15 protein-coding genes and 1 riboswitch are annotated in these 18,109 nt (G+C 72.9%); of the genes, 10 read left to right on the forward strand and 5 right to left on the reverse strand.

Going from position 1 to position 18,109, the window contains the following annotated elements:
- Positions 1 to 32: 32 nt before the first annotated feature.
- The 4 genes from IE242_RS32625 (at position 33) to IE242_RS32640 (ending at position 5,019) form a co-directional block, all read left to right on the forward strand.
- Positions 33 to 1,430, forward strand: a complete 1,398-nt coding sequence (locus IE242_RS32625) for a M16 family metallopeptidase (RefSeq protein ID WP_189865852.1) — start codon at positions 33 to 35, stop codon at positions 1,428 to 1,430.
- On the forward strand, positions 1,427 to 2,815 hold the full coding sequence (locus IE242_RS32630; protein ID WP_189865854.1) for a M16 family metallopeptidase: 1,389 nt from the start codon (positions 1,427 to 1,429) through the stop codon (positions 2,813 to 2,815). The genes IE242_RS32625 and IE242_RS32630 overlap by 4 nt, the downstream gene beginning before the upstream one ends.
- Positions 2,816 to 3,063: 248 nt before the next feature.
- Positions 3,064 to 3,230: riboswitch (cyclic di-AMP (ydaO/yuaA leader) on the forward strand.
- A gap of 12 nt (positions 3,231 to 3,242) precedes the next feature.
- A complete protein-coding gene (locus IE242_RS32635; RefSeq protein ID WP_189865856.1) occupies positions 3,243 to 4,016 on the forward strand; it encodes a M23 family metallopeptidase in 774 nt (257 codons plus the stop codon).
- Positions 4,017 to 4,326: 310 nt separating this feature from the next.
- On the forward strand, positions 4,327 to 5,019 hold the full coding sequence (locus IE242_RS32640; RefSeq protein WP_189865858.1) for a GntR family transcriptional regulator: 693 nt from the start codon (positions 4,327 to 4,329) through the stop codon (positions 5,017 to 5,019).
- Between the two features lie 228 nt (positions 5,020 to 5,247).
- On the opposite strand, the gene IE242_RS32645 is transcribed toward IE242_RS32640, so the two are convergent.
- The gene (locus IE242_RS32645) at positions 5,248 to 5,529 is read right to left on the reverse strand and encodes an HPr family phosphocarrier protein (protein ID WP_189865860.1); all 282 of its coding nucleotides are present in this window, start codon (positions 5,527 to 5,529) and stop codon (positions 5,248 to 5,250) included.
- A gap of 155 nt (positions 5,530 to 5,684) precedes the next feature.
- Here IE242_RS32645 and IE242_RS32650 point away from each other — a divergent pair, with 155 nt between their 5' ends.
- The 4 genes from IE242_RS32650 (at position 5,685) to IE242_RS32665 (ending at position 11,177) form a co-directional block, all read left to right on the forward strand.
- Positions 5,685 to 8,489 (forward strand): bifunctional acetate--CoA ligase family protein/GNAT family N-acetyltransferase, encoded by a 2,805-nt coding sequence (locus IE242_RS32650; RefSeq protein ID WP_189865862.1) that lies wholly within the window; start codon positions 5,685 to 5,687, stop codon positions 8,487 to 8,489.
- Positions 8,490 to 8,585: 96 nt separating this feature from the next.
- The gene (locus IE242_RS32655; RefSeq protein WP_189865864.1) at positions 8,586 to 9,173 is read left to right on the forward strand and encodes a DUF5998 family protein; all 588 of its coding nucleotides are present in this window, start codon (positions 8,586 to 8,588) and stop codon (positions 9,171 to 9,173) included.
- Positions 9,173 to 10,360, forward strand: coding sequence for an alkaline phosphatase family protein (locus tag IE242_RS32660; RefSeq protein ID WP_189865866.1), 1,188 nt, complete (start codon positions 9,173 to 9,175; stop codon positions 10,358 to 10,360). Before IE242_RS32655 ends, IE242_RS32660 begins: the two co-directional genes overlap by 1 nt.
- Positions 10,361 to 10,493: 133 nt before the next feature.
- Entirely contained in the window at positions 10,494 to 11,177 is a 684-nt protein-coding gene (locus tag IE242_RS32665) for a thymidine kinase (RefSeq protein WP_189865868.1), read from the forward strand.
- Here IE242_RS32665 and IE242_RS32670 read toward each other — a convergent pair.
- Positions 11,154 to 11,948: a VOC family protein gene (locus IE242_RS32670; RefSeq protein ID WP_189865870.1), complete on the reverse strand. Its 795-nt coding sequence runs from the start codon at positions 11,946 to 11,948 to the stop codon at positions 11,154 to 11,156. The two genes, IE242_RS32665 and IE242_RS32670, sit on opposite strands and share 24 nt — an antisense overlap.
- A 354-nt stretch (positions 11,949 to 12,302) precedes the next feature.
- On the opposite strand from IE242_RS32670, the gene IE242_RS32675 reads away from it, so the two are divergent.
- Positions 12,303 to 13,130, forward strand: coding sequence for a sulfurtransferase (locus IE242_RS32675; RefSeq protein WP_189865872.1), 828 nt, complete (start codon positions 12,303 to 12,305; stop codon positions 13,128 to 13,130).
- A gap of 145 nt (positions 13,131 to 13,275) precedes the next feature.
- Here IE242_RS32675 and sepH read toward each other — a convergent pair whose 3' ends face one another.
- Positions 13,276 to 14,307: a septation protein SepH gene (sepH, locus tag IE242_RS32680; RefSeq protein WP_189865874.1), complete on the reverse strand. Its 1,032-nt coding sequence runs from the start codon at positions 14,305 to 14,307 to the stop codon at positions 13,276 to 13,278.
- Positions 14,308 to 14,779: 472 nt separating this feature from the next.
- Between sepH and IE242_RS32685 the strand changes: the two genes are divergently transcribed.
- Complete coding sequence (locus IE242_RS32685) at positions 14,780 to 15,643, forward strand: hypothetical protein (protein ID WP_229859741.1); 864 nt, start codon at positions 14,780 to 14,782, stop codon at positions 15,641 to 15,643.
- Here IE242_RS32685 and IE242_RS32690 read toward each other — a convergent pair.
- Positions 15,567 to 16,895, reverse strand: a complete 1,329-nt coding sequence (locus IE242_RS32690) for a D-arabinono-1,4-lactone oxidase (RefSeq protein WP_189865875.1) — start codon at positions 16,893 to 16,895, stop codon at positions 15,567 to 15,569. The two genes, IE242_RS32685 and IE242_RS32690, sit on opposite strands and share 77 nt — an antisense overlap.
- Positions 16,846 to 18,096: an MFS transporter gene (locus tag IE242_RS32695; protein ID WP_189865877.1), complete on the reverse strand. Its 1,251-nt coding sequence runs from the start codon at positions 18,094 to 18,096 to the stop codon at positions 16,846 to 16,848. Before IE242_RS32695 ends, IE242_RS32690 begins: the two co-directional genes overlap by 50 nt.
- Between the last annotated feature and the right edge of the window lie 13 nt (positions 18,097 to 18,109).

Consider the following 18,109-nt stretch of genomic DNA (forward strand, 5'->3'; position numbering starts at 1 on the left):
CAGCGACAGCTTCCGCGATCGAAGGGACGTACATGCCCATGGGTCACACGGCCACAGCCGAGGCAGGCTCCGGGGGCCTGACAGCGACCGAGCACCGCCTGGCCAACGGCCTGCGCGTGGTGCTCTCCGAGGACCACCTGACCCCGGTCGCGGCGGTGTGCCTCTGGTACGACGTCGGCTCCCGGCACGAAGTCAAGGACCGTACCGGTCTGGCTCACCTCTTCGAGCACCTGATGTTCCAGGGGTCGGGACAGGTGAAGGGCAACGGCCACTTCGAGCTCGTCCAGGGCGCGGGCGGCTCGCTCAACGGCACCACCAGCTTCGAGCGCACCAACTACTTCGAGACCATGCCCGCCCACCAGCTGGAGCTCGCCCTCTGGCTGGAGGCCGACCGCATGGGCTCCCTGCTCGCGGCCCTGGACGAGGAGTCCATGGAGAACCAGCGGGACGTCGTCAAGAACGAGCGCCGGCAGAGGTACGACAACGTCCCCTACGGCACCGCGTTCGAGAAGCTCACCGCGCTCGCCTATCCGGAGGGCCACCCCTACCACCACACCCCGATCGGGTCGATGGCCGACCTGGACGCGGCGACCCTGGAGGACGCGCGCGCGTTCTTCCGCACGTACTACGCGCCCAACAACGCCGTGCTCTCCGTGGTCGGCGACATCGACCCGGAGCAGACGCTCGCCTGGGTCGAGAAGTACTTCGGCTCCATCCCCGGGCACGACGGCAAGCCCGCGCCCCGCGACGGCTCGCTGCCCGACATCATCGGCGAGCAGCTGCGCGAGGTCGTCGAGGAGGAGGTCCCCGCGCGGGCGCTGATGGCCGCCTACCGGCTCCCGGAGGACGGCACGCGCGCGTGCGACGCGGCCGACCTGGCGCTGACGGTCCTCGGCGGCGGCGAGTCCTCCCGCCTGTACAACCGGCTCGTGCGGCGCGACCGTACCGCCGTCGCCGCCGGGTTCGGCCTGCTGCGGCTGGCCGGGGCGCCCTCCCTGGGCTGGCTGGACGTCAAGACCTCCGGTGATGTCGAGGTTCCCGTCATCGAGGCCGCCGTCGACGAGGAGCTCGCCCGGTTCGCCGCGGAGGGCCCCACCGCCGAGGAGATGGAGCGCGCCCAGGCCCAGCTGGAGCGCGAGTGGCTGGACCGGCTCGGCACGGTCGCGGGCCGCGCCGACGAACTGTGCCGGTTCGCCGTCCTGTTCGGTGACCCGCAGCTCGCCCTGACCGCCGTCCAGCGCGTCCTGGAGGTGACCGCCGAGGAGGTCCAGGAGATCGCCAAGGCCCGCCTGCGGCCCGACAACCGCGCGGTGCTCGTCTACGAGCCGGTCGCCGCCGTCACGGAGGGCGCCGAGGCCGCCGCCGCAGAGGCCCCCGAGGCCGCCACCACCGCCGAAGTCACCGACGAGAACGAGGAGTCGGCGAAGTGACCGAGCTCGCGACCATGGACTTCCACCCGCAGCCCCAGGCCGGCGAGGCACGGCCCTGGGCCTTCCCGGAGCCCGAGCGCGGCACGCTGGACAACGGCCTGACCGTACTGCGCTGCCACCGCCCCGGCCAGCAGGTCGTCGCCGTGGAGGTGCTGCTCGACGCGCCCCTGGACGCCGAGCCCGCGGGCCTGGACGGCGTCGCCACGATCATGGCGCGGGCCTTCTCGGAGGGCACCGACAAGCACTCCGCCGAGGAGTTCGCCGCCGAGCTGGAGCGCTGCGGCGCCACCCTCGACGCGCACGCCGACCACCCCGGCGTCCGCCTCAGCCTCGAGGTCCCCGTCTCGCGGCTCCCCAAGGCGCTCGGCCTCGTCGCCGACGCCCTCAGGGCGCCCGCGTTCGCGGACGGCGAGATCGAGCGGCTGGTGCGCAACCGGCTCGACGAGATCCCGCACGAGCTGGCCAACCCGGCCCGCCGCGCCGCCAAGGAGCTCTCCAAGGAGCTGTTCCCGACCGGCTCGCGCATGTCGCGTCCGCGCCAGGGCACCGAGGACACCGTCGAGAACATCGACTCGGCGGCCGTGCGCGCCTTCTACGAGAAGCACGTCCGTCCCGCCACGGCCACCGCGGTCGTCGTCGGCGACCTCACCGGGGTCGACCTCGGCACGCTGCTCGGCGACACCCTGGGCGCCTGGACCGGCTCCTCCGCCGAGCCGCGGCCCGTGCCCCCGGTGACCGCCGACGACACCGGCCGCGTCGTCATCGTGGACCGTCCCGGCGCCGTCCAGACGCAGCTGCTCATCGGCCGTGTCGGCGCGGACCGGCACGACCGGGTGTGGCCGGCCCAGGTGCTCGGCACGTACTGCCTCGGCGGCACCCTCACCTCCCGCCTGGATCGCGTCCTGCGCGAGGAGAAGGGCTACACCTACGGTGTGCGGGCGTTCGGCCAGGTGCTGCGCTCCGCGCCCGACGGCACGGGTGCCTCACTGCTCGCGATCAGCGGCTCCGTGGACACGCCCAACACCGGTCCCGCGCTGGCGGACCTGTGGACCGTGCTGCGCACCCTCGCCGAGGGAGGCCTGACGGACGCCGAGCGTGACGTGGCCGTGCAGAACCTCGTCGGGGTCGCGCCCCTCAAGTACGAGACGGCGGCGGCCGTCGCGGGCACGCTGGCCGACCAGGTCGAGCAGCACCTGCCCGACGACTACCAGGCGGCGCTGTACCGGCAGTTGGCCGAGACGGGCACCGTGGAAGCCACCGCGGCCGTCGTGAACGCCTTCCCGGTGGACCGACTGGTGACCGTCCTCGTCGGTGACGCCGCGCAGATCGAGGAGCCCGTGGGCGCCCTCGGCATCGGCGAAGTGACCGTCGTCCGGGCCGAGTAGAAGCCCGCTCACGGCCCAGGACGGACCGAGGGGAACACGCGGCACCGGCGGGACGGAACACCCGCCGACGCCGGGGCCCTGGTGGCTGAAGTGCCACCAGGGCCCCTTTTTGCCCGTATTGGGGGAGAGAAGGGCCGTCTGCCCTGTGGCGTACGCTACAAAACCTACCTTTCGTTTGTCGTTCGAAAGGCGTGCCCCTTAGCGTCGGTCCGGCTGTTCGTCAGGCACCATGCCGCGCCCGCGGCACCGGACAGTCATCGCCGAGTCCCCGCATGGCGCGAGCCAGGGGAGCCGGGGACCCAACCGCAGTCCCCTGGGGTGAATCGGAGGACCTCCACCTGGTGGAGGGAGTCCGTAGGAGACCTTCCTGCTCCGAACCCGTCAGCTAACCCGGTAGGCGAGAGGGAAGGAAAGGACCAGCCACTTCATGGCGTTCAGTTGCGCCACCGGGAAGCATCGCCGTCCCAGCCGGGTGAAGCAGGCCACCACACGCACCATGGGTGTCGCCGCGCTCACCACCACCGGCGTCATCGGCACCCTGTCCGGCCCCGCGTTCGCCGCGGAACCCTCCGCCGAGCAGACCGGCCTCACCCTCGCCCTCAGCATCGGTGACTCGGTGGCCGAGCAGGTCGGCGCCCAGGCCGCCGCCCAGCGGCAGGCCGCCGAGGCGGCCGCGCAGCAGGAGGCCCGAGAGAAGGCCGAGGCACTGGCGGAGAAGCGTGCCGCGGAGAAGGCCGAGCAGGAACGCAAGGCCGAGGAGCGCGCCGCCCGCGAGGCCGAGCGCAAGCGCCTCAACACCTACGTCTCCCCGATCGCCGGCTCGTACGTCTCCACCGGCTACCGGACGGGTGGTGCCGTCTGGTCCTCCGGCACCCACACCGGCGTCGACTTCCACGCCGCCTCCGGCACCACCGTGCGGTCGGTCGGCTCCGGCACCGTCGTGGCGGCGGGCTGGGGCGGCGCGTACGGCAACCAGATCGTCATCAGAATGCACGACGGCACGTACACCCAGTACGGCCACCTGTCGTCCATCGCCGTCTCTGTCGGCCAGACGGTGACTCCCGGCCAGCACATCGGCCTCTCCGGAGCGACCGGCAACGTCACGGGCGCCCATCTGCACTTCGAGGCGCGCACGACGGCCGAGTACGGCTCGGACATCGACCCTGTCGCCTACCTGCGCGCGCACGGCGTGAACGTCTGACACCCCCCGAGACGTCACGCCCTGCCGCGACAACCCTCAAGGCGACCACCCATGGGGCCGCAACCCCCAGGGCCGGAGCGCGAGCCCCCTGCGGCGGACAGCCCGCCCCGCGCCTCCGGCTCAGCCGCCCCACGAGGCCCCGGCTCACCGAGCCGGGGCTTTCGCCGTTCCGGTATGTCCGTACGTCCGCTGTCCAAAAAATATCCATAGATTCCGGCCCGGCATCGGAAATTCTGCCCCGCTGCAATAGAGTCGCCTGAACACGCGTCAATCGACGGTGTTTCGCGGGGATTAAGGCGGAGGTCCGGTCATGCGTATTCCGGCGCACTCGGTATGCACGGCGATCCGTGATGACATCGTCGCGGGTGTCTACGAGCGCGGCAGCCGGCTCACCGAGGAACTGCTGGCGCGCCGCTACGGCGTCTCACGCGTCCCCGTGCGCGAGGCCCTGCGCACCCTGGAGGCGGAGGGCTTCGTGGTCACCCGCCGGCACGCGGGCGCCTGCGTCGCGGAGCCGACCGAGCAGGAGGCCGCCGACCTGCTGGAGATGCGCCTGCTGCTGGAGCCGCTGGGTGCCGCGCGGGCCGCCCAGCGCCGTACCGAGGCGCACCTCAAGGTGCTGCGCGGCCTGGTCAGGCTGGGTCAGGAGCGGGCCCGGCGGGGCCACAGCGAGGATCTGCGCTCCCTGGACGGCTGGTTCCACGAGACGCTCGCCCAGGCCTCCGGCAGTCCCGCGCTGACCTCGACGCTCGCCCAGCTGCGGCACAAGATCGCCTGGATGTACACGGTGGAGGCGCTCGCCGATCCGGTGGAGTCCTGGGCCGAGCACGGAGCCATCGTCGACGCCGTCGCGCGCGGGGACGGCGAGCGGGCGCGGGCGGTCACGGCCCTGCACGCCGAGCGCGCGGCCGACGCGCACCGCCCGCGGTTCTCCCGTGCGGACCGCGCGGATCGTGTGAGAACTTCGCAACAACGCGTAAACATGACGGGCCTGCGGTATTAACACAGGGGCCGTATACAAAGAGGGGACAGAATTCGCGGGGGATTTCTTCTGCTGCCCGGAATCCGCTTATTCGGCGGTGTGCGAGAGGTGAATCCGGCGTCGGCGGCGAGTGGCATCCGCTGTCCGCCGAAAGGAAATGCGAGGGGCCCGCCCGATATTCCGGGCGAGCCCTTCACGTATGCGCCGATGGCCTCTTCGGGCCTAGGCGGGTGACGTCCGCGCCGTCACTCAGACGGTCTCGGGAAGCTCGTCGAGCCCCTCGGAGACCAGCTTGGCCAGCCGGTCCAGCGCGGCGTCCGCGCCCTCGGCGTCGGAGGCGAGGACGATCTCCTCGCCGCCCTGGGCGCCCAGGCCCAGCACCGCCAGCATGGAGGCCGCGTTGACGGGGGTCCCGCCGGCCTTGGAGATCGTCACGGGGACTCCGGAGGCCGTGGCGGCCCGGACGAAGAGGGAGGCGGGACGGGCGTGGAGGCCCTCGGCCCAGCCGACGTTGACGCGGCGCTCAGCCATGTGATGCTGCCCTTCGATGTTTCAGAGGGTTGTCTAGACCATTTTCCCATACGGTGAAGCGGCCCCGGACGTGGCCCACGGCCTGACCGCCGTCCGGTGCCGGCCCCCAGACTGCCCCGCGCCCTTGCCGGGCGCGAGCCGTACGCTGGGGAACCATGCAGACCTCGCCGGACCGGCACGAGTACCCCGCTCACTGGGAGGCCGACGTGGTGCTGCGCGACGGCGGCACCGCACGCATCAGGCCCATCACCGTTGATGACGCCGAGCGCCTGGTCAGCTTCTACGAGCAGGTCTCCGACGAGTCGAAGTACTACCGCTTCTTCGCGCCGTACCCTCGCCTGTCCGCCAAGGACGTCCACCGCTTCACACACCACGACTTCGTGGACAGGGTGGGACTCGCGGCCACGGTCGGCGGCGAGTTCATCGCCACCGTACGCTACGACCGCATCAACGCCGACGGTCTGCCCGCCTCCGCACCCGCCGACGAGGCCGAGGTCGCCTTCCTCGTCCAGGACGCCCACCAGGGCAGGGGAGTCGCCTCCGCCCTCCTCGAACACATCGCGGCGGTCGCCCGGGAACGGGGCATCCGCCGCTTCGCCGCCGAGGTGCTGCCCGCCAACACCAAGATGATCAAGGTGTTCACGGACGCCGGCTACCAGCAGAAGCGCAGCTTCGAGGACGGCGTCGTCCGCCTGGAGTTCGGCCTGGAGCCCACCGACCGCTCCCTCGCGGTGCAGCGCGCGCGGGAGCAGCGCGCCGAGGCCCGCTCGGTGCAGCGGCTGCTCGCCCCCGGCTCGGTCGCCGTCGTCGGCGTGGGCCGCGCACCCGGGGGAGTGGGCCGCAGCGTCCTCACCAACCTCCGGGAGGCGGGCTTCACCGGGCGCCTGTACGCGGTGAACCGGGCCGTCACGAATCAGGAGATCGACGGCGTCCCCGCGTACCGCTCCATGGGCGAGATCACCGAACCCGTCGATCTCGCGGTCGTCGCCGTCCCCGCGGAGCAGGTCCCCGGCGTCGTCGACGCGTGCGGCGCGCACGGCGTGCAGGGACTCGTGGTGGTCTCCGCCGGGTACGCCGAGAGCGGCCCCGAGGGACGCGAGCGCCAGCGTGAACTGCTGCGCCGGGTGCGGACGTACGGCATGCGCCTCGTCGGCCCCAACGCGTTCGGGATCATCAACACCTCGCCCGAGGTCCGGCTCAACGCCTCCCTGGCGCCGCAGGCGCCGCGCCCCGGGCGGATCGGGCTGTTCGCCCAGTCCGGCGCCATCGGCATCGCCCTGCTGTCCCGGCTGCACCGGCGCGGCGGGGGTGTGACCGGCGTCACGGGCGTGTCGACCTTCGTGTCCTCCGGCAACCGCGCCGACGTCTCCGGCAACGACGTCCTGCAGTACTGGTACGACGACCCGGACACCGACGTCGCCCTGATGTACCTGGAGTCGATCGGCAACCCCCGCAAGTTCACCCGCCTCGCGCGCCGTACGGCCGCCGTCAAGCCGCTGGTCGTGGTCCAGGGGGCACGGTACGGCGGAGCGGCGCCCACGGGCCACGCCGTACGGGCCACGCGGCTGCCGCACGCCACGGTGTCCGCGCTGCTGCGGCAGGCCGGGGTGATCCGCGTCGACACGATCACCGAGCTGGTCGACACGGGCCTGCTGCTGGCCCGCCAGCCCCTGCCCGCCGGCCCGCGCGTGGCGATCCTCGGCAACTCCGAGTCGCTCGGGCTGCTGACCTACGACGCGTGCCTGGCTGAAGGGCTGCGGCCGCTGCCGCCGCTGGATCTGACCACCGCGGCTTCCGCGGAGGACTTCCACACGGCCCTCACGCGCGCGCTGGCGGACGACGCGTGCGACGCCGTCGTCGTGACCGCCATCCCGCGCGTGGGCGAGGCCCCGGCCTCCGACGAGGCCCTCGCCGCGGCGCTGCGCTCGGCCGCCGCCACGGCCCCGGCCAAGCCGGTCCTCGTGGTCCACGTCGAGATCGGCGGACTCGCCGACGCCCTCTCCAAGGCCGCGGGCACCGCACCCCACGCCGCCCCGCCCCTGTCCGACACGGAACCGGCCCCCACGCGCGCGGACGACGCCCCGCCCGCCGAGGACACCCGGCGCATCCCCGCCTACCCCGCCGCCGAGCGCGCGGTCCGGGCCCTCGCCGAGGCCGTCAAGTACGCCCAATGGCGCCGCGATGCCGCCGAGCCCGGCAAGGTCCCCGAGTACGACGACATCGACGAGAAGGGCGCGGCCGGGCAGATCGACGCGCTGCTGGAGGCCGGCGAGGGACTGACGCTCGGCACCGCCCAGACACGCGAGCTGCTCGCCCGGTACGGGATCGCGGTGCGCGAGGCCCGGCCCGCCCCGAGCCCCGACGAGGCCGTCCTCGCCGCACGCGCCCTCGGCTACCCGGTCGCCCTCAAGGCCACCGCCCCCCACCTGCGCCACCGCGCCGACCTGGGCGGCGTACGGCTGGACCTGGCGGACGAGGAGCAACTGCGCCGCGCGTACACCGAGTTGACCGACCTCTTCGGCACGCCCGCGGAGCTGCGCCCCGTCGTCCAGGCCATGGCCCCGCGCGGCGTCGACACCGTCGTCCGGGCCGTGATCGACCCGGCGGCCGGAGCGGTGCTCTCCTTCGGGCTCGCCGGGGCCGCCTCCCAACTGCTCGGCGACATGGCGCACCGCCTGATACCGGTCGCCGACCGGGACGCGGCCTCCCTGGTCCGGTCGATCCGGACGGCGCCGCTCCTGTTCGGCTGGCGGGGCTCCGCGCCCGTGGACACCGGAGCCCTCGAAGAACTGCTGCTGCGGGTGTCGCGGCTGGTCGACGACCATCCCGAGGTCGTCGGCATCTCCCTGGAGCCGGTCGTCGTCGCCGACCGGGGCCTGAGCGTCCTCGACGCCACCGTACGGCTCGCGCGCCCGCCGGCCCGGGACGACCTCGGCCCGCGGACGCTTCCCGTGTACTGAGACGCTTCACGCACCGAGGTGCTTGCCGCGTACCTGAGCACTTGCCGCGTACTGAGCGGTGCCTCGCAGTCAGTGCGCCCCCGTAGGATGGAGGACATGGCCAAGACCAGTACGACGACCCAGGGGCTGCGGGCGGCGATCGAGCGCAGCGGCTACTACCCGGCTCTCGTGGCCGAGGCGGTGGAGGCCGCCGTCGGCGGCGAGGCCATCCGGTCGTACCTGGTCCACCAGGAGACGACGTTCGACGCCAACGAGGTGCGGCGGCACGTGACCGTGCTCGTCCTCACCGGCAACCGCTTCATCGTCAGCCACACCGACGAGCAGGCGGCGGACACCACCTCCCCGACGCCGTACGCCACGACGTCCACCGAGTCCGTGAAACTCGGCCGGATCTCCTCGGTCGTCGTCAGCCGCGTGGTCGCCAACCCGGAGTCGTACACGCCTGGCAACCTGCCCCGCGAGGTCGTCCTGACCATCGGCTGGGGCGCCGTCTCCCGCATCGACCTGGAGCCCGCCGCCTGCGGCGACCCCAACTGTGACGCGGACCACGGCTACACGGGCAACTCGACGGCGGACGACCTCAGCCTGCGCGTCAGCGAGGCCGGCGACGGCCCCGAGACGGTGCGCCAGGCCCTCGCCTTCGCCCAGGCCCTCTCCGAGGCGACCGCGGACGTCACCCGCTGATGGCGCTTCCTGCCTGGGACGACCCGGAACCCCTCGCCATCGGCTCCGCCCCCCTGCCCGAGTACGGCACCGGCTCGCTCGCCGATCTGCTGCCCACGCTCGCGGCGGGCCTGGGCGTCCCCGGCATGACCGCCGCGATACCGGAGCTGACCCCGGCCGACCGGAACTGCGTCTTCCTGATCGACGGGCTGGGCTGGGAGCAGCTGAAGGCCCACCCGGACGAGGCCCCGTACCTGACCTCGCTGCTCGCCACCTCGCGCGGCGGCACCGGACGCCCGATCACCGCGGGTTACCCGGCGACCACCGCCACCTCGCTGGCCTCCGTGGGCACCGGCCTGCCGCCGGGCGCACACGGCCTGCCCGGCTACACGGTCCGCAACCCGGACACCGGCGAGCTGATGAACCAGCTCCGCTGGAAGCCGTGGACCCCGCCGGCCGTCTGGCAGCCGTACCCCACCGTCTTCCAGCTGGCCGACCGCGCGGGCGTGCACACCGCGCAGGTCTCCTCGCCCACCTTCGAGCACACCCCGCTGACCCAGATCGCGCTCAGCGGCGGAACGTTTCACGGCCGTCTCTCCGGCGAGGAACGCATGGACCTCGCGGCCCGGCAACTGGCCGAGGGAGACCGCTCGCTGGTCTACACGTACTACGCCGAGGTCGACGGCAAGGGCCACCGCTTCGGCGTCGACTCGGACGCCTGGCGCGGCCAGCTCGGACATGTGGACCGCCTGGTCCAGCGCCTCGCGGAGCAGCTCCCGCCGCGTACGGCCCTGTACGTCACCGCCGACCACGGCATGATCGACATCCCCTTCGACGAACAGCACCGCATCGACTTCGACGAGGACTGGGAGCTGCGCGCCGGGGTCGCCCTGCTGGGCGGCGAGGGGCGCGCCCGCCATGTCTACGCGCTGCCCGGCGCCGCGAGGGACGTGCTGGCCGTCTGGCGCGAGGTGCTCGGCGAGCAGTTCTGGGTGGCTTCGCGCGACGAGGCGGTCGCGGCGGGCTGGTTCGGTCCGGCCGTCGAGGACCGGGTGTACGACCGGATCGGCGACGTGGTCGCGGCGGCCCATGACGACGTCCTGCTCATCGCCTCCGAGCGGGAACCGAACGAGTCCTCGATGACCGGTAACCACGGCTCGATGACCCCGGCGGAACAACTGGTCCCGCTTCTGGAAGTGCGCACCTGACCGTCATGCCCCGAGCGAGCCGAGCCCTCCGCGCACGCCCTTCGGCACCGCGCGCTCCGGAGCGCCGACGACGCCGACGCCCGCCCCACCGAATCCACCGAGCCCATTCCGCCCGAAAGGTCCCCGACGTCCCATGCCCGAGCTGGTGTTCTTCTCCGGAACGATGGACTGCGGGAAGTCGACCCTGGCCCTCCAGATCGAGCACAACCGCTCGGCACGCGGCCTCCAGGGCATGATCTTCAGCCGTGACGACCGCGCGGGCGAGGGCAAGCTGTCGTCGCGGCTCGGCCTGGTCACGGACGCCGTGGAGGTCGCGGACGGCCAGGATCTGTACGCCCACCTCGTGGACCACCTCTCCCAGGGCAACCGCGCGGACTACGTGATCGCGGACGAGGCGCAGTTCCTCGCCCCCGAGCAGATCGACCAGCTGGCCCGGGTGGTGGACGACCTGGGCATCGACGTCTACGCGTTCGGCATCACCACCGACTTCCGCTCCAAGCTGTTCCCCGGCTCCCAGCGCCTCGTGGAGCTCGCCGACCGGGTGGAGGTCCTCCAGGTCGAGGCCCTGTGCTGGTGCGGCGCCCGCGCCACCCACAACGCCCGCACGATCGGCGGGCGCATGGTCGTCGAGGGGGCCCAGGTGGTCGTCGGCGACGTCAACCAGTCCGGTGCCATCGGCTACGAGGTCCTCTGCCGCCGCCACCACCGGCGCCGTATGACGGCGGCCACGGCACGGGCGGGCGCCCTGTCGCCGGACGTGCTGCCGGTGGACGCGGAGCCGGCGGCGCAGCCGTCAGCCCACCCCGTCCACCAGTGAGAACACCGCCCCCTCCGGATCGGCCACCGTCGCGACCCGCCCGTGGGCGGTGTCGTGGGCCGGTTCGAGGAGCCGGCCGCCGAGATCGCACGCACGGGTGAGCGCCTCGTCGGTGTCGGTGACCTGGAAATAGGTGAGCCAGTGCGGGCCGCGGTCATGGCTCAGGGCGCTCCCGACGCCGCGGATGCCGGCCACGGGGTGTCCCTTGAGATGGAGGGCGACGTGGTCGGGGCCGGCGGGAGCGGCCGGCTCGTCCTCGTAGCCGAAGACGGTCCGGTAGAACTTCGCGACGACGGACGTGTCGCGGACGAGGAGTTCGTGCCAGGCGGGGGCGCCGGGTTCGCACGTCACGGTGGTGCCGAGGTGCACCGACGCCTGCCAGATGCCGAAGACGGCGCCCGAGGGGTCCGAGGCGATGGCCAGCCGGCCCGCCTCGGCGGCGTCCAGGGGACCCACCCCGACCGTGCCCCCGCAGTGCCGCACCAGCTCGGCCGTCGCATCCGCGTCCTCCGAGGCCAGATAGGGCGTCCACGCGACGGGCAGATGGCGGTCGGGCGGCAGCTGACCGATCCCGGCCACCTCGCGGCCGTCCAGCAGGGCCCGTACGTACGGCCCCAGTTGCCGCGGCCCCGGCCGGAACTCCCAGCCGAACAGCGCACCGTAGAACTCCTGGGTCGCGGCCACCCGGTGCACCATCAGGCTCACCCAGCAGGGTGTGCCGGGCGGGTGCGCCGCATCGTCCGGGACGGCCGGTCCCCGTGCCTCGGTCATCGTCACTCTCTTCCCGGCCCCTCGCGGCGGCCGTGTCACATCCGCTCGGATACGCGCGTGCCGCGGTGGTGCGCGTTCACGTCCCGTTCGTGCTGTGCCCTGCCCCGTGCGCACCACGTGTTGCTCGCGCGACGTCCGGTACAGCGGGTTCCAGCCGCGCTGCTGCCGTACGGCGGCAGCAGCGGAAGGATGCCTGGATTATCGCTTCTCTTCCCGTTCCGCACGCCAGGCGCGCGGCGTCGCTCAGAGGTGCGACATGTACTTCGCCCCGCAGGGGTCGTGATCGGACCGGTCCGGCGGGCAGAGTAATCGGACCCGCAGAAGGCGGCCACCCTGTGCGCGAGGATGAGGGCCATGAATCCCATCATCTCCGCGTCCGAACTGGCCGGGGCCCTCGCGGGCCCGAAGGCGCCGGTCCTGCTCGACGTCCGCTGGCAGCTGGGCGGCCCGAATCTGCGGCCCGAGTACGAGAAGGCGCACATCCCGGGAGCCGTCTTCGTCGATCTGGACACCGAACTCGCCGGTCCCGCGGGATCCGGCGGCCGGCATCCGCTGCCCGGCCTGGACGTCTTCGGTGCCGCGATGCGGGCGGCCGGTGTCTCGCCGGGCCGGGAGGTCGTCGTGTACGACGGCGGGCTCGGCTGGGCCGCCGCGCGCGCGTGGTGGCTGCTGCGCTGGACGGGGCACCCTTCGGTACGGGTCCTGGACGGCGGTCTGGCCGCCTGGGACGGCCCGTTGACCTCGGAGGTTCCCCGGCCGGACCCGGGGACCTTCACACCCGAGCCGGGCGCCCTGCCGCTCCTGGACGCCGACGGGGCGGCCGCGGTGGCGCGCACCGGGCTGCTGCTGGACGCGCGGGCGGCCGAGCGTTACCGCGGCGACGTCGAGCCCATCGACCCGGTCGGCGGCCACATCCCGGGCGCGGTCTCCGCGCCCACCAGCGAGAACGTGGACGACGCGGGCCGCTTCCTGCCCGCCGGCCGACTCGCCGACCGCTTCGGGGCGCTGGGCGCGGCCGGGGCGTCCGAGGTGGGCGTCTACTGCGGGTCGGGCGTGTCCGCCGCCCACCAGGTCCTCGCCCTGGCCGCCGCGGGCATCCCGGCCGCCCTGTACGTGGGCTCGTGGTCGGAGTGGAGCCGGGACGGCGACCGCCCGGTGGCGAAGGGCCCGGACCCCCGGTGACCGGACCGGTGACCGGACCGGTGACCGGACTTCCGGTGACCGGTCCCCGGTGACGCCGACGGCCGCGTGAGGCCTGCCGGAGAAGGCGCTCGCAGGGAAAGGGGCCCGCATCTGAACGATGCGGGCCCCTGGCGCGTACGAGTGACTAGTCCTGCTTCTTCCGCCGCGTACCGAACACGATCTCGTCCCAGCTCGGCACCGCCGCACGGCGCCCGGGACGGACGCCGTCCGCCTCGGCCTGGCGGTCGGTGGCCCCGATGAGCCGGTCCCGGTGGCTGGTGACCGAGCGCGGCATGAGGACGTCCGCGTAGGCCGAACCGGCCGAGGCCGCGGGCGCCGGGGGCTCCTCGGCCTCCGGCTCGGGCGCGCCCTCCTCCGGTGTCTCGGCGGGCAGTTCGGGCACGACCAGGTCGCCCCGGTAGCTGGGGACGGCCTCCAGGATGCTCGTGAGCGAGTCGCGGTCGCCGGCGCTCTCCTCGATCGGCTCGGGCGACGACGGGGCCTGCGGGACGGGACGTTCCGCCTGGCGGTCCAGGGGGCGGTCCCGTGGCAGCCGTGCGATGCGGGGCACGAACGGGAAGCTGGGCTCGGCGGTCCCGAGGTCGTCGGACTCGCCGATCAGGGAGCGCGCCTCGTCGTCGACGGCCTGTACGAGCCGCCGGGGCGGGTCGTACGTCCAGCTCGCGGAGTGGGGTTCACCGGCGACCCGGTAGACGAGCAGCACCTCCCAGGTGCCGTCGTCGCGCCGCCACGAGTCCCACTGGACGGTGTCCTTCTCGGCGCCCCGCAGCAGCAGCCGCTCCTGGACGGCCTCGCCGAGCTGCGGACCCGCGGCGTTCTCCCCGGGCCTGCGGACCGGCGTCTTGCGGGCCCGCTCGGCCATGAAGGCGCGCTCGGCGAGCACGGGGCCCTCGAAGCGTCGTACCCGGTCGACGGGGATGCCGGCGAGCTGCGCGACCTCCTCGGCCGACGCGCCGGCACGTATACGGGCCTGGATGTCGCGGGGGCGGAGATGGCTCTCCACCTCGATCTCGATCTGACCGAGGCGGGGACGGTCGCCGCGCACCGCGGCGCGCAGCCGTTCGTCGATCGGAAGCGTGTACTCCGTGGCGTCGGCAGCCTTCAGCACCAGCCGTGTGCCGTCATTGGAGACGGCCACGACACGCAGTTCGGGCATGGGGACCTCCCGGGTGGTGCCTGCCGACGTCACGTGCGTCGCTGCTTCCGCTAGTCGAGTGTGGCCTGCCCGGGTGCAGCCTGCCACAACCTTGCCGAGTTGCCCGGCGTGTCGGGCGTGGGCCCTGGGCCGCCGTTATGGCACGGTAACCAATTCGCAACGCTAAGTGACGAATCTCATCACCCTGTGCAAAGCTCCCCCTCCCGGCGGTCCTCAAAGGCCCCGGACACCCTGGCGGGAGTCCGGACCCAGGGATCGCAACAGTACTCCATTCGGGCCACTTGCGTGGATCGGCACGCCGCCGAACTTTCCCCGAAGGGCGGGAGTTGGCCGTCCGAAGCATCACTTTCGTGTGGGTAAGGCGTGGCGCACTTCACGGAATCTCCAGAAACGGAACCAATGGTTTCGCTCGTACGTCCCCCTCTCGTGCAATCGGACGACCAAGTACGGGAAAGGTAGGCAAGCCCCGGGAATGCGCGCCAAAGCGGACGACGGCGAGGAAAAGGCGGACGACGGTGAGGAAAGGGAGGGCGGTGGGGGCCGCGGGAACAAGCTCGACCTGAGCCTTCCCCAGGTCGCCGGGAGTGCGGTGGCCGCTGTGGTGGCCGCCAGACTCGCGTCGTACTTCGGCGTCTACGGGACGATCCTCGGCGCCGGTGTGGTGAGCGTCATCGCCACCTGCGGAGGCACGGTCCTCCAGCACTTCCTGCGGCGCACCGGCGAACAGCTGCGCGACGCCGCGGCGCAGACCAGGCCCGCGGAGCAACCGGTCCGGGCACCCGGGGAATTCGGCGCGGCGACCGTCCACCGCGCGCGGGCCAGGGGCCGGCGGCGGCCCGTGATCGCCGCCGCTGTGGTCTTCGGTGTCACGATGGCCGGAATCACCACGTACGAACTGGTCTCCGGCACCGGCCTCGGCGGCGGGAACAGCACCACCGTCGGCGATGCCCTGTCCGGGCACAACAAGCCGTCGTCCTCGGACGATCCGGGTTCCTCCGGCTCCTCGGACTCGACGGACTCCACCGATCCCACCGACTCGACCGGCTCCACGGACGACTCCGGTTCCCCGGACTCCCCGGGTGCCGTGGAGGACGGCGGGCCGTCCTCCACGACGCCGTCCGCGACGAGCGGCGGTACGCCCACGGACGGCGCCTCCGCGGAGGACGGCGGCAGCGGTACGGAGGGGAGCCCGGCACCGGACGCCACCGAGAGTTCCGCCGGCGAGGAGCCGGGCGCGGACCCGGCCCCGAGCGCGTCGGCTACGAGCCCAGCACCCTCCGCAGATAGTCGTTCTGGAACCGCCGATCCGGATCGAGCCGGTTCCGCAGCGCCGTGAACTCGGCGAACCGGGGGTACGTCTCGGCGAGGTAATCGGCGTCGCGCGTGTGCACCTTGCCCCAGTGCGGCCGCCCGTCGTGCGCGGTGAAGATCCGCTCGGCGGCGGTGAAGTACGCCCGGTGCGGGGTGCCTTTGAACATGTGGACGGCGATGTAGGCGCTGTCGCGGCCGGACGCGGTGGAGAGCGTGATGTCGTCGGCCGGGGCCGTGCGGACCTCCACGGGGAAGCTGACGCGCAGCGGCGAGCGGTCGACCATCGCCTTCAGCTCACGCAGCGTGTCCACCAGGGCGGCGCGCGGGACGGCGTACTCCATCTCCACGAAGCGCACCCGGCGCGGGGACGTGAAGACCTTGTAGGGAATGTCGGTGTACGCGCGCGCGGACAGAGCGCGGCTGGATATTCGCGCGATCGAGGGGACCGTGGCGGGCACGGCGCGACCCACCCAGTTGGCCACCTGGAAGACGCCGTTGGAGAGGAACTCGTCCTCCAGCCAGCCGCGCACCTGGCTCACCGGTCGCTTCGGGCCCGCGCTGCGGTTGTTGCGCTTGGTGTTGGTGTTGCCGGTGTGCGGGAACCAGTAGAACTCGAAGTGCTCGTTCTCGGCCCAGAGCTGGTCGAACTCGGCGAGGACCCGGTCGAGGGGCATCGGTTCCTCGCGTGCCGCGAGCAGGAAGACCGGTTCCACGGCGAACGTGACCGCGGTGACGATCCCCAGGGCGCCGAGGCCGACGCGGGCCGCCGCGAAGACGTCCGCGTTCTCCTCGCGGGAGCAGGTGAGGACCGAGCCGTCGGCGGTGACCAGTTCGAGTGCCGTGACCTGGGCGGCGAGCGAGCCCGACTCGCGGCCGGTGCCGTGGGTGCCGGTGCTGATCGCGCCGGACACCGTCTGCTCCATGATGTCGCCCATGTTCGTGAGCGAGAGGCCCTCGCGCGCGAGCGCCACGTTGAGCCGCTTGAGCGGGGTACCGGCCTCGACGGTGACCGTCATGGCGTCCCGGTCGATCCCGCGGATACCGGTCAGCAGATCGGGGCGGATCATGACGCCGTCGGTCGCGGCGGCGGCCGTGAAGGAGTGCCCGGTGCCGACCGCCTTCACCCGCAGGCCGTCCTCGGCGGCTTCCCGTACGGCCGCAGAGAGCTCCTCGACCGAGGCGGGCACGACCTCCCGTACCGGCCGGGCGGTGATGTTGCCCGCCCAGTTATGCCACGCCCGGCCGCTCGTGGTCGTCCCGCTCCCCGTGCCGCTCATGGGTCCCCTCCCGCTGCGCAGCCGGCCTGCGCAGCCGGCGGTACCCGAGGAAACCGACCGCGACCGCGACGGCCCCGGCGACCGCCGGCACCCCGTACCCGGCCTCCGCCCCGGCGGCGGCGATCACCCAGCCGGACACGGAGGAACCGAGCGCGACCCCGACCGCCAGACCTGTGCTCACCCAGGTCATCCCCTCGGTCAGTTGCGCGCGTGGTACGTGCTCCTCGACGAGGGCCATCGTCGTGATCATCGTCGGTGCGATGGCGAGGCCCGCCACGAAGAGCGCCACGGCCAGAAACGGCAGGTTCCCGACCAGTTGGAGGGGGATCATACTCACGGCCATGGCGCACACACCCAGCAGCCACCGGCGCTCGGCGGCCCCGGCGAAGCGCAGCAGCCCGAAGACGATGCCCGCGACGCAGGAACCCGCGGCGTACAGGGCGAGGACGACGCTCGCGGCGCCCTTGTGCCCCTGTTCCTCGGCGAAGGCCACGGTGACCACGTCGACCGCTCCGAAGATCGTGCCGGTCGCCACGAACGTGAGCACGAGGACCTGCAGGCCGGGCGAGCGCAGGGCCGAGCCGCCCACCCCGTGCTGTTCACGCGGATGCGGCTCCGGCTCGGTGGCGCGCTGGGAGGTCAGCCAGAGGACGCCGGCCGCGAGGAAGCAGGCGGCGAGGAGAGGACCGGCCTCCGGGAACCACGCGGTCGACAGGCCGATGGAGATGATCGGCCCGAAGATGAAGCAGACCTCGTCGATCACGGACTCGAAGGAGTACGCGGTGTGCAGCTGCGGGGTGCCCCGGTAGATGGCCGCCCAGCGCGCGCGGGTCATCGCTCCGAGGCTGGGCGTGCAGCCGACGCCCGCCGAGCACACGAAGAGCACCCAGTCCGGCCACTGGTAGTGCGCGGCGAGCAGCAGCCCGGCCGCCGCGGCCAGGGTGAGCAGCATGGCCGGGCGCAGCACCCGGCGCTGCCCGTACTGGTCCACCAGACGCGAGACCTGAGGGCCGGCCACCGCGGCGGACAGCGCGATGGTGCCCGACAGTGTCCCGGCGAGGCCGTAGCGGCCGGTGAGCTGGGAGACCATCGTCACCACGCCGATGCCCATCATCGACAGCGGCATCCGGCCGAGGAGACCCGCGGCGGTGAAGGCCTTGGTGCCGGGAGCGGCGAACAGGGCGAAGTAGGGGCTGGGCACGGGGTCTCCGGGA

Origin of the sequence: Streptomyces poonensis (assembly GCF_014650915.1) — a bacterium.
Lineage (GTDB): Bacteria > Actinomycetota > Actinomycetes > Streptomycetales > Streptomycetaceae > Streptomyces > Streptomyces poonensis.

Coding starts and splice junctions, on each gene's coding strand:
- sepH (WP_189865874.1), bottom strand. CDS start 14,307: ATGCCCGAACTGCGTGTCGTGGCCGTCTCCAATGACGGCACACGGCTG.
- IE242_RS32665 (WP_189865868.1), top strand. CDS start 10,494: ATGCCCGAGCTGGTGTTCTTCTCCGGAACGATGGACTGCGGGAAGTCG.
- IE242_RS32685 (WP_229859741.1), top strand. CDS start 14,780: ATGCGCGCCAAAGCGGACGACGGCGAGGAAAAGGCGGACGACGGTGAG.
- IE242_RS32675 (WP_189865872.1), top strand. CDS start 12,303: ATGAATCCCATCATCTCCGCGTCCGAACTGGCCGGGGCCCTCGCGGGC.
- IE242_RS32645 (WP_189865860.1), bottom strand. CDS start 5,529: ATGGCTGAGCGCCGCGTCAACGTCGGCTGGGCCGAGGGCCTCCACGCC.
- IE242_RS32650 (WP_189865862.1), top strand. CDS start 5,685: ATGCAGACCTCGCCGGACCGGCACGAGTACCCCGCTCACTGGGAGGCC.
- IE242_RS32625 (WP_189865852.1), top strand. CDS start 33: ATGCCCATGGGTCACACGGCCACAGCCGAGGCAGGCTCCGGGGGCCTG.
- IE242_RS32640 (WP_189865858.1), top strand. CDS start 4,327: ATGCGTATTCCGGCGCACTCGGTATGCACGGCGATCCGTGATGACATC.
- IE242_RS32660 (WP_189865866.1), top strand. CDS start 9,173: ATGGCGCTTCCTGCCTGGGACGACCCGGAACCCCTCGCCATCGGCTCC.
- IE242_RS32690 (WP_189865875.1), bottom strand. CDS start 16,895: ATGAGCGGCACGGGGAGCGGGACGACCACGAGCGGCCGGGCGTGGCAT.
- IE242_RS32655 (WP_189865864.1), top strand. CDS start 8,586: ATGGCCAAGACCAGTACGACGACCCAGGGGCTGCGGGCGGCGATCGAG.
- IE242_RS32670 (WP_189865870.1), bottom strand. CDS start 11,948: ATGACCGAGGCACGGGGACCGGCCGTCCCGGACGATGCGGCGCACCCG.
- IE242_RS32635 (WP_189865856.1), top strand. CDS start 3,243: ATGGCGTTCAGTTGCGCCACCGGGAAGCATCGCCGTCCCAGCCGGGTG.